The following is an 11,467-nucleotide window of genomic DNA, read 5'->3' on the forward strand; positions in this document are numbered from 1 at the left end:
ATTTTCCGAAAGGAAGAGTTTAATCCTACACGAAACATTATTGTTTTATTATTTTTTGAATCTCACAGGCATGTGTTTTATTATCTTTTATTGATAAAAAATACAAGCCACTAGTTATATTTGATAAATCTAAAGTTGTCTTCCCTTGAAATTGTCCACTTAATATTATCTGCCCATTTACTCCCACTATTTTATAACTTAACGATGCGTTATTATCACTCTCTATATTTAAAAGCCCTTGTGTTGGATTGGGATAAAATGTTGTTATTATTTCAGTATCTGAAAGTTTATTAACTGCTAATACATCCTGAAAATCGACTGTAGTAGAAGCCCCTTTCATTGCTGTACTAGTTGGTAAAGCTACAGCTTTAGTATAAGGTGTGTCATCAATAGAAATAGTTACTGTTATTCCAGAATAACTTTGTGAAGGATTTGAAGCCGTTACAAGCGTGCCATTTTTAAACATTAACGCACAAGGTTGATTAACTGTTACAGATTTGTCTTTAAAACTAACAGTACCTGCCTCATAAAAAATAACCTGTAAAAGATCTAATGTATTATGGTAAACAGCTTGTATTGAAGTTGTATTTTCAACTATTTCTATAGCACTTACATCATAACTCTGTGCTTTTTGAGCACTATCAATACCAGGCACTACAATATAGCTATAAGTAGCGTTACTCGGGTTTAGACCATGATCTAACCATAAAGAAAACACATAACCAGATTGAGACTCATTAGATTCATTAGAGTTAATAGATTGCCAAGTACCCGTCTGAGATTTCATAGTATATTTTACATTGCCTTGATTAGGAAAGTAATATCCAAAATTCCCGTTTCGGATGTAATTTAAATTCGTATTTGCATATACATTAGAACTTAGTGTCTGTACCGTTTCAGTTGATGCCCCAACCTCACTGTAATAAGATAACTCTTTAAGCCAAGCCTGATTAATAGTTGTACGTACATTTCTATTACTATTATCTTCTATTCCTGCTCCCAAACAAACAATTTCATCATCAAAAAAGAACCAGCTTTTTTTTGCTTTTATTCCAGCCTCGTCTAAATCTAATACCGATGCGCCATGTACACCATCAGAAACACCACCTACAAAAGATGTTGTTCCATAATTAGTGCCCCAATCACTCCTTGATTCAAACGTTGTGGTATAAGGAAATGTAGTACCTGGTATCATGGACCAATCCCAAACAGGCATGATGTTTAAATATTCATCTCCATCAACAGACATAAAATTAGCACCGTATGAAAAATAATTAGCTTTTAAATTCTCCCCATTCCCCTGTTCTGCCTCTACAGTTCGGGTTGACGTATTACGCACAGTAAAGAGATAACCGCTTCGGGAATGTTGGGTATAATCAGAAGCCCAATAGTATTTGTTTAATTCATCTACATTATAACTTGGTTCTTTAACTCCTTTTAACCTATCTAAAATATCTAAATATACTTGGGCATTAGAAGAATCAATATAATCTGCTAAATTTTGTAAATAATTCATATTAGCATTTAAAGCATTTTCTCTACTTACCCCTCTACCCATAACACTAAAATCCCAAGAACTTCCTCTTGTTGATAATGCTTGGGTGTTTCTAATAAAACTTAAAACCTTACTAAAATTTTCTGCGCTTGTATCAAAAGCTGCTGGAGAACCTGCCAAATAAGTTGCTAAATTGATTAATCCATCACAAAACACCCATCCATAGCTAGCTGTCATAATTTGCGGACCATGGTCTTGGTACATCAAATCTCCTCTGATGTTATCCGCTAAAATAGACTCTAAAATATCTCTTGTATTTTCTAAAAGCGAACCATCTTCTGTAATAAGACCTCGATATACATAATGCAACCCGATATCAATAGCGTTAGCACCTGTTCCATGAGAAATAATACCACTTAAACTTGTTGGCGTAAATAACGATAGTATTTCTGGCTCATCAATACCTTCAGAAGTTGTTTTAGGTATAAAACCATCAAACTCTCGCATAAAAATAAGAATTTCACCTAGGTACTGAGGGAAATAAATCTCATTATACCACCAATTAGAGTCTATCGTATTAGAATTGTACCAATATTGCAAACCTCTTTTAACAGCATCCTTATAATCAGTATCATTATATTTTTCATGTCCTAATTCTGAACATGCCGCCGCAATTTGCCACAGACGATATACATGATTATTAGTTGTTGTTACGTTTGTACTATTTCCGTATTCTACATCAGACCAACTACCGTCTGTATTTTGTGAATTCACCCAATTAGTTAAGGTACCTGTTCCAGAAATATTTACTCTTTGGTTTGTAACCACTCGTCCTATTAAATCTTGATAATCATAAGTCTGCGAATGAATTTCAAATGCTGTTAAAACAAAACAAACCGTTAAACATTTAATGATAAATAAAGAATAATCTTTTTTCATATACTATATATGTTTTTAATATTAGAGTTTGTTACCATACTGTATCTTACCTTCCTCCTACAGCAAGGAAATAAAGAACAATATTGATAAAACAAATAGAACCCCTGTTATTGTTATTTTCAAAATCAATATTCCTACACTTTTATTTTTCTTTTTCATTTTAAAGAAGTTGTATCTGTAATGCCTTCACAAGGAAAAAAATTTATCAAACAAGAACTAACACTATTGTTTTTAATATCTATACAAATGTTCGACAAATCACACATATGTTTTAAAATAGATACATATGTTTAATATATAGGAATAACCTTTCGTTTGAAAGTGTTTTTTTATTAAGATTTATTTAATAAAATTTTAAAATAAAAATAACGTAGGTAACTAAATATTAAGAAAACATAAGTAGAATATTGAACTTTTCATGTTTATAAAACACACTTAAATTCACTAATAGTAAAGGCTAATGTTTTTAAAAAAGTTCTTAGCTAATTATAAATCATCTTTTAATTTATAATCAAGCCTTTTATAGATAACTTTTTTATATAATACCCGAATGTAATATGTGATTTAACATCAAAGAAGAATATATCTTTTTCTTTATGATGTTTATTTGGCAATAAGTCTATTCATTCCGATAATCTGTTGGAAGTTTACCAAATAGTTTTTTAAAACTTTTAGAGAAATACGCTGGTGATGCAAATCCCGTTTTATATGCTATCTCTGAAATAGTCTGATTAGTCTCTTTAAGAAAAATAGCGGCCTTTTTTAATCGTATAGCACGAATAAACTCAGTCGTAGATTTACTGGTTAATGCCTTTAATTTAACATGAAGACTACTACGACTCATTCCCATTTCTTTTATAAAATCTTCTACACTAAACTCAGTATCCAACAAATGTTCTTCTACAATTTTTCTAGCTTTATTTAAAAATTTGTCATCTGCTGATGAATTAGAAATTTCATGAAGTTCTAAGTTTATATCATTCCCAAACCGTTTTCTTAATCTCCTTCTTGACTCAATTAAATTAGCTATTTGAGTTTCAAGCAATTCCATTTTAAATGGTTTTTCTAAATAGGCATCTGCACCTGTTTTAAGACCTTCTATTTTGTGTTCTAACGATGTTCGAGCTGTTAACAAAATTATAGGAATATGGCTTATTCGTATATCTGTTTTTATATCGTAACACATCTCTACTCCATCTTTAACAGGCATCATCACATCACTTATAATCAAATCTGGAGAAATCTTCAGACACGTTTTGATACCTTCAGCACCATTGTTAGACTCATATACTACATATTGGCTCTCTAAACTTTCTTTCAAATAGCTTCTAAGCTCCTCATTATCTTCTACTAATAAAATTTTTATAGTCTTGTTTTTATTATACCCTCCATTTAATACTCGTTTTGATTTTATTGTTTCTTGAACACTTGGTTTATGCAAGTTATCTTTAAAAGTATAATCTTTAGAAAGTTCATAAACGTCAGAAGAATTAAAATGAGCCTCATCTAATGGTAAAGTTATTATAAAACAACTACCTTTTTCTAAAGCACTTTCCACCTCAATGGTGCCTTTATGTAGTTCTATTAATTTTTTTGTAAGAGATAAGCCTATACCTGTACCTTTTAGACCTTGTTCTTCTTGGTAGAATTCTTCAAAGATCTGGGTTATACTATCTTCAGAGATACCCTTACCATCATCTTTCACTCGTATTTCTACAAAATGATTATTTTCTTTATTTCTTAAACAAATTTCCACAGAGATATTACCATAATCTTTAGTGAATTTAAAGGCATTGAACAGTAAATTATGCAAAATAATATCATATTTTTCTATATCTAAATACACGAATACCTCTGGTTTAGAGCTGATAACTTTAAAATTTATTGAAGATTCTTCAGCTTTATCTACAAATGATTTTGCAATATTCTTTGTAATTTCAACTATATTACATTTAGAAACTTTTAAGGTCATTTTTCCTTTTTCAATTTTCCTAAAATCCATAAGTTGATTAATTAGACGTAATAACCTATCTGCATTTGCATGTATTAACTTAAGTTGTCTGGTTAAATTTTCTTCATTTTTATTAGATGATAAAAGTCTTTCTAATGGATTTATAATTAATGTTAACGGCGTTCTAAATTCATGGGAAATATTTGTAAAAAATTGAAGCTTTGCTTGATGTAATTCTTTATTATTTTGCTTTTCAATTTGCTCTAATTTTAAATCATTTTTTAAATCTAAATATGTATATAAAAAATAATAAAATATAGCCAAAAGGAGAATAATAATAATAAGATATATTAAAAAAGCATAAGGAGTTTTCCACCAAGGTTGTAATACAGTAACATTAACAGATGCGCCGTTTGTATTCCAAAAACCATCAGAATTTGAAGCTTTCACTTTAAAAACATAGCTTCCTGCAGGCAAATTAGTATATGTTGCAGTACGTTTATTTCCTATATAATTCCAGTTTTCATCAAAACCCTCTAATTTATATGCATAATGATTTTTCTCAGGAGAGGAATAGTTTAATGCTACAAACTCAAAAGTTATTACTGACTGTTTATGAGTTAATGTCAATGATTTTGTTTGAGAAATATGCTTTTTTAGTGGTGAATTTTCAGTCCCAATAGCTACAGGTTTATTAAAAAGACTAAAATTTGTAATTACGACTTTTGGAGCGTTTAAATTTTCCGTTATCCTATTGGGTTTAAAAACATTAAAACCATTACGACCTCCAAATATTAATTCTCCCTCTTTAGTTTTAAGAGACACATAACGTTCAAATTCATTTCCTTGCAAACCGTCATGGACATCATAATTAAAAAATTTCTGTTTTTTAACATCAAATTTTGACAAGCCATTGGTTGTTCCTGCCCAAACATTGTCATTATTATCTACTTCTAAACTTAAAACTTGATTATTTGCTAAACCGCTTTTAACAGTATAACTCACAAATTCACTTGTATTAGATTTCTTAAAAAACAGCCCCTCTTTCGTTCCTACCCAAAGATTTCCTCTACTGTCTTTTCGTAAAGCATTAATTTCTGTAGCCTGTATTTTTATTTTTTGTATTTCTTTTTTTTGGGTATTAAATAAAAACAGACCTGTTTCTAGAGTTCCTAACCATATATGATTTTCATCCTCATCAATTATACATTTAACCCTTACAATGCCATCAATTTTTTCGATAGTATGGCTTTCTGGAAAAAACTGATAAAACAACCCTCCATAATCAATCCATATATTATCATTTAAGTCCTTATGTATAGTGTAAACAGCATTGTATATTGAATTTTTTTTATTGAAAACATTATGTGTAAATACCCCTGTTTCTGTATTAAAAATCTCTAAACCATTCTTTAAAGTTCCAATCATTAAATGTTTAGAATCTAATTCTTCAATACAAAACACATAATCATCTCCAAGACTTGATGGATTTTTCTCATCAGTTTTATAGTGAACAAAAGTTCCTTTATCATGATTAAATTTACTTAAACCTCCACCTTCTTTGGTTCCAACCCAAATAGTTCCTTTGGAATCTTCATATAACGCTCTTATGTTATTGTTAAATAAACCGTCTTTCTTAAAATTAATTTGGTAATGCTCAAAGTTTTTTCGATGCCTATCTATAAAATCCACACCACTATTATATGTCCCTATCCAAACATTATCCTGACTATCTTTCATTAGAGTCATTAACGCTTTCCCACTTATACTATTAACATTATGTATATCTGGCTCATAAAAAACAACTTCTTTTTTATTTTTATCAAACCTCACTAACCCTCCTTCTATATTTGCAATTAAAAAAACTTGGGGTTTATCTTCAATTACATCAATAACTCGATTGTTTATTAAAAAGCCCCTTTCATAATTGTAAACCTCTGGACTTGATTTAATATCACCTCCTTTAACAAAATAAATGCCTTTAGAGTAGGTACAAATCCATAAATTTGATTCACTATCTATAAATAACTTACTAATAATACCTAAGTTATCACTTTGATATACTCTACTATATTTTCCCGTTTGTATATTTAATTGCCATACCCCATTTTTTGTGCCTAATAAAACTTCCTCTTTTTCTGTTTCAATTATAGAAGTAATTTCCCACTGCCTCCCCTTTTCATCTTTAGGGAGTTGGTATTTGATGAAGTCTGTTAACGAGTCATTAATTATACAAAAAGAATCTCCACCTACAAACAATTGATTATCTGAACTATAGTATAGCGTATTTACCTGAACACTATCTAATTTATCTCCAAAGTTATTTTCCAGATTTAGGTTTGTAAAATGTCTTTTGTTTTTATCAAAAATTTTCAATCCACTTGATGTACCAACTATAAGATTTTTAGTTTTTGAATGCATCACCATACTTGAAACTTGTTCATCAAAAACCTCTATTGTACTTCCATCAAATTGATTAAGTCCATCTCCCGTTGCAAACCAAATAAACCCTTCTCCATCTTCTTGTATAGCATTTATTCTATTAGAAGATAATCCATCTGCATTCGTTAAATGTTTAAAAAACAAAGCATCCTTTTGGGCAAGGGCTGGAGAGACACAAAAAACAACTAAAAAAATTATAATATTATTTACCTTAAACCTCATTTATTTAAATGAATTATTATAATTTTTAATGTCATAAAGAATTTACTAGTTATTATCTTCAACTATAGATATTTATTATATAAGTAAAATTATCATTTTTTTTCAATTTACACCAAGGACAGAGAAAACAGTATTGTTTTTATTCAAATAAAAACAATACTATGTGTGTTTTCTTATAAATTATAGAAAAACTACAATAAATATTGTAAACATGAAGACTATTAGTTTCTAGTCTTAATATATATAACCTCTGTTAATATTTAGCTAAAACTTTGAAAACGGAATTTTGTAAGATATGGGTTAAAAAAATAATGACAAAACTTCTTTATTGTAGTACTCATTTTATAAAAGGAGTAATAATCCTCATTAAGAACAGATTAAAATCAAACTATCAACGCCTTATTTTTGTTAATAATTTCACTTGTCTACCTCCATTCAATTCCTGTAAATCAATCAAGAATTTCTCCTTTTTACCAAGCACATATTTGGATAACACATATACAAATCGAAGCGATTGGCTAGTATTTATCTTCTTAGGATAATTATACATGTATACAGGTTTCATTTCAAACCTTTGATAAGAAGCTTTACGCTTTTTATTACCGCTAATCCTATAAACCTTTAAAAAGTCGGTTTCAAAGGTAATACCAGAAGTATTGAACACCTCCAAAACCAAATAGGTTTCAGATTGGTGATAAACCATCTTCTGTAACTGTATTTTAATCCCATTCCTTTGTTTAGCAGCTAATCTTTCGGATTTCGTTTTAAGCAACAATTGACAATAATTTTTATAGTCTTTGGCTTGTTTATCAATACTATCTAAAGTTTTCTTCTTGGGGATTTGCTTGATAGGAGTAGAAACTTCACTACCAATGCTTTCGGTTTTTGAAATAAAGTAATTTAGTTTTGGTAGCTCTTGAGTATATTTTAAAATATAAGAATACACCTGGCCGTCATCTGTAACAACTAACAGATTACTTGTTTTACCTTGTTGCGCTTGCAATAACCCAAAATACTGCTTTGTTTCCCTATTATAGGTAAACACAAAATGGGAAGCCCCAGTAATTGCTTGTTTGATAGCTTCTGGAAAAAATACAGCAACGGTATTTTGGTTATTGGCATATAATGTATCTAGCGTTTGTTGTGCCTGTAATGAACACGATAGAATAATAGTTAATAGTATATATATTGTTTTCATGATTTTAGTTTTAAGAGTAACTGATAGTTATCCATTATGGTTACCTTAACCTGTCGGTTGTTTCTTCTAAAGAGTTGTTTAATGCCACTTACCTGTGGAACCCCTGGTACACTTACATCATCAACCATATCACCAACAACTTGTTTTTGCAAATCTTCCTGAAAACTATTTTCTATATAGATCCCTTTACTACCATCATCCAAGTCATAGGCTTCAAATTGAATAGCACGCCCTTTAATATTTTCAATATTTAGAATGGTTCGGTTAGGTTTAAAACTCACAAAACCATAAATTAAGGTGTTCTTTTCAATTAAAACCCCTCCTATTTTAGCTGACTTAGAGAGTCTCATACGCAATCTAAAATCTTGCTTTACCATTTGTGTACCATCAACACGAACCATTAATTCCTTATCTGTATTATGTATAGACTGCTTCGGATTTTCTTTTGGATTCGAAGCAAAAAACAATTGATGTTCTAAACCTAGTTCCTTTGTTCTAACCCCTACTCCTTTTTGGGTTATAGAGGTGTCTTTCTTAGAGGTATTAGAGGTATCGATAATTTGAGAGTTGGGTTCGTTATCTTGCTTGTTATAATGACCTTTTATTTTTTTTAAAGCGGTTAAGTTTTTATATCGCTTTTGCCCTAAAAAATAAACACTATCAATAATTCGTTTTTTGCGGATACTATCCTGTTTAGAATTAAAATAACCCATAGAATCCAACAAACGTTCACTATATACACTTGGAGCATTGATTTCACGCTGTTCTTTCAGTGCTTCTAAGGCTTCTATTTTACTTTCATATTGTTTTTCCCCTTCTCCAAGTTTAGGAACAGGTACTTGGTTGTTTTTAATCGTTGTTTCTTTGTCTTTTCCAAAAGTGATAATGGAATAAAAAACAATAAACAAAACCACACTGATGATAATCAATACCATCACAATGTTACTCTTCTGAATTTTCATAATCTTCAAGTTTTCTAAGTGTATTTTCAAAATAGTCTGTAATTAATAACCCATGTGGGTTATGCGGAAAGTTTCGTTCCACTTGAATTAGGTTTCCGCTAGATATAAGTTCATAGCTATCAGTTGTAGTACCTCGGTTAATTTGGAATATGATTACCGTCTTAAATGGATACGGTTCACTTTCGGTTTCTACATGGGATTCAATTTTGATGACATGCTGCACTAATGAATACTGCAAAAGTCTATTATAGACACCCTCTGCCTGCTTCTGGCTGTATAGATTTGATACAGAACTGTTACTCAACCACAGGGCTTTTTCAATCTGCTTTTTATAATTATTACCATCAAGGTTATAAAAGTAATGGTGAAAGCGCTCTAAATGCGACAGCGCCTCTACTTCAAAGTTTTCACGTTGATTGACTATTTTTAGAGGCACTACATCGCCTTCAGTTCCCACTACAAAAGCATTATTTTGGGATTCCCTATACATCTTGATGGTCATCAGGACTGAAAACAGACAAGTCAAAGTAGCACATCCTACTGTTGTCAATACAATAAAACGATTGATACGAAGTACTTCAAAGATATTTTTATAAGGTATTTTCATGCTGCTTTTAGTTTTAGTTTTTATGAACCTCCTGTAAAAAGCCTGAGGACAAACGTGCTAGCTTTTCGGTATAATTTAAATTTGAGAAGCACAATAAAACCTATGGAAGCACATTCAATAACTGGAGCAAAAACCCCACTACCCCAATCTGTTCCGAATAAATCCATCCAAAAATGGGTGTTGATTTCTGTGTAAAGGTTATTCACAAACACATTAACTAAAAAGAAAGCGGGGACCAACATATAAATCCCTGAATAAAGCTTAAAAAAAGTATAAGCTAGAGATCTAAACTTTTCAAAAACTGCTAGACTAATAACTAATGGAAAAAATGCTTGCATAATGCCTAGTAAAAAATAACGCTCTGCCAAGAATAGTGGGTAAATAAACAAATCTAAAAGCCAAAGCACGACACCACCTATAAAGGCAATCATTTTAAGACCATATAAGGGTGTCACTAAGGCTTCATATAAGATGGCCATCGCCTTTTTGGCGGCTTCCATTGCACCCACATCCTGTTCTAGACTAACATCCTGTAATTGTAAAGGGAGGAGTGCTGGAGCCGTATCCCGATATTGAGTTTCAATAGCTACTAAAATACCATCAAAAACGCCCAATACTTGGGTTGAAAAAATCACCAACAAAACAATAACAAAGTTCTTGGCTAATTCTGTTGGTGTTAAGCCCCAGGTATGTCCATCGGTACTAGCGATACCTTCATTATACTTTTTTAGAATATTAATTAGAAAGAACAACACAGCTAATGTTTTCATCCCGGCAATAGTATACTGAGAAAAATCACTATTCTTGATGGTCTGAAAGACCGTATCCACATACTCCAATCCTATCCCTAAAAACATACCCTATTAGTATTCGCTTGTTCTGTTATTGATCCTATCCTGTATTTTTCTGAATGCTATAATCTCCTTATACCGCCTTGTTTTATGCTTTACTTCAGCGACCATTTCATCAGACTGAGTTTCATACGCTTTCAATATCATAGCGCGTTCAGCATCAGTCATTTTTAAATAATCACTAGTTAGAATCTTATTAACATAATCAACACTTTCCATGGAACGCTCAATGATATCATTAAAGGAATTTGTAATTCGATTTATCTCTTCAGATTTGATATAAGGGGAGTTTAAAATATCTTGTAAATCGCCTTGCACCATATTAAAGAGTTGCCCATTGTTTTGTATCAATTGCCCAACGGCATCCAATTGTTGGATTACATTACTCACTTGCTCAATACGTTCTTTTTGTTGTTTTAAAAACTCAACGGTTTTTAAAAGATTTGAGGTCTGCTTAGCAGATTCCATAAGTTGTTTTGCTAAACTGATAAAATTGGTATTATCATAGACTGGCATTCCTTGAGCCTTAATACTACTGATTGATAGAAAGAAGAGAACCAGTAGCATTCCCAAAGTTCTCATACGCTTTTTTAAATGATGTTTCATGATATTGTTATTTAAGGTTTATAAATTTCTTAATGGCTTTTTCCATATTATTGGTCTCTTTATAAAAGGCCATTATAGCATCGTTTTCTGCTCCATCCGTTAGGTAAGCGGCAAAAACTTCAGGCGGTACTTCCAAACGAAAAATGTTACTTGCTTTTCCTATTTTGATAAACATTTCGGTATACTTTCGTTCA

At 31.0% G+C, this 11,467-nt stretch carries 8 protein-coding genes; all 8 read right to left on the bottom strand.

Translation table 11 applies throughout. From position 1 onward, the window contains the following. Positions 1-37: 37 nt before the first annotated feature. A complete protein-coding gene (locus tag J1D01_RS16895; protein WP_421151691.1) occupies positions 38-2,434 on the bottom strand; it encodes a polysaccharide lyase family 8 super-sandwich domain-containing protein in 2,397 nt (798 codons plus the stop codon). Positions 2,435-3,053: 619 nt separating this feature from the next. Next, complete coding sequence (locus J1D01_RS16900) at positions 3,054-7,049, bottom strand: hybrid sensor histidine kinase/response regulator transcription factor (RefSeq protein WP_421151692.1); 3,996 nt, start codon at positions 7,047-7,049, stop codon at positions 3,054-3,056. 391 nt (positions 7,050-7,440) lie between these two features. Beyond that, positions 7,441-8,247: a DUF4138 domain-containing protein gene (locus J1D01_RS16905; RefSeq protein ID WP_421151693.1), complete on the bottom strand. Its 807-nt coding sequence runs from the start codon at positions 8,245-8,247 to the stop codon at positions 7,441-7,443. Further along, a complete protein-coding gene (gene traM / locus J1D01_RS16910; protein ID WP_421151694.1) occupies positions 8,244-9,209 on the bottom strand; it encodes a conjugative transposon protein TraM in 966 nt (321 codons plus the stop codon). Before traM ends, J1D01_RS16905 begins: the two co-directional genes overlap by 4 nt. Beyond that, the gene (locus tag J1D01_RS16915; protein WP_421151695.1) at positions 9,190-9,816 is read right to left on the bottom strand and encodes a conjugal transfer protein TraK; all 627 of its coding nucleotides are present in this window, start codon (positions 9,814-9,816) and stop codon (positions 9,190-9,192) included. Before J1D01_RS16915 ends, traM begins: the two co-directional genes overlap by 20 nt. A gap of 20 nt (positions 9,817-9,836) precedes the next feature. Next, on the bottom strand, positions 9,837-10,673 hold the full coding sequence (locus J1D01_RS16920) for a hypothetical protein (RefSeq protein WP_421151696.1): 837 nt from the start codon (positions 10,671-10,673) through the stop codon (positions 9,837-9,839). 6 nt (positions 10,674-10,679) lie between these two features. Next, positions 10,680-11,273, bottom strand: coding sequence for a conjugal transfer protein (locus J1D01_RS16925; protein ID WP_421151697.1), 594 nt, complete (start codon positions 11,271-11,273; stop codon positions 10,680-10,682). A 7-nt stretch (positions 11,274-11,280) separates the two neighbouring features. Beyond that, positions 11,281-11,467: hypothetical protein (locus J1D01_RS16930; RefSeq protein ID WP_421151698.1), on the bottom strand; the 187-nt coding region annotated here is incomplete at its 5' end.

The organism is Seonamhaeicola sp. NFXS20 (assembly GCF_049132085.1).
Classification (GTDB): domain Bacteria; phylum Bacteroidota; class Bacteroidia; order Flavobacteriales; family Flavobacteriaceae; genus Seonamhaeicola.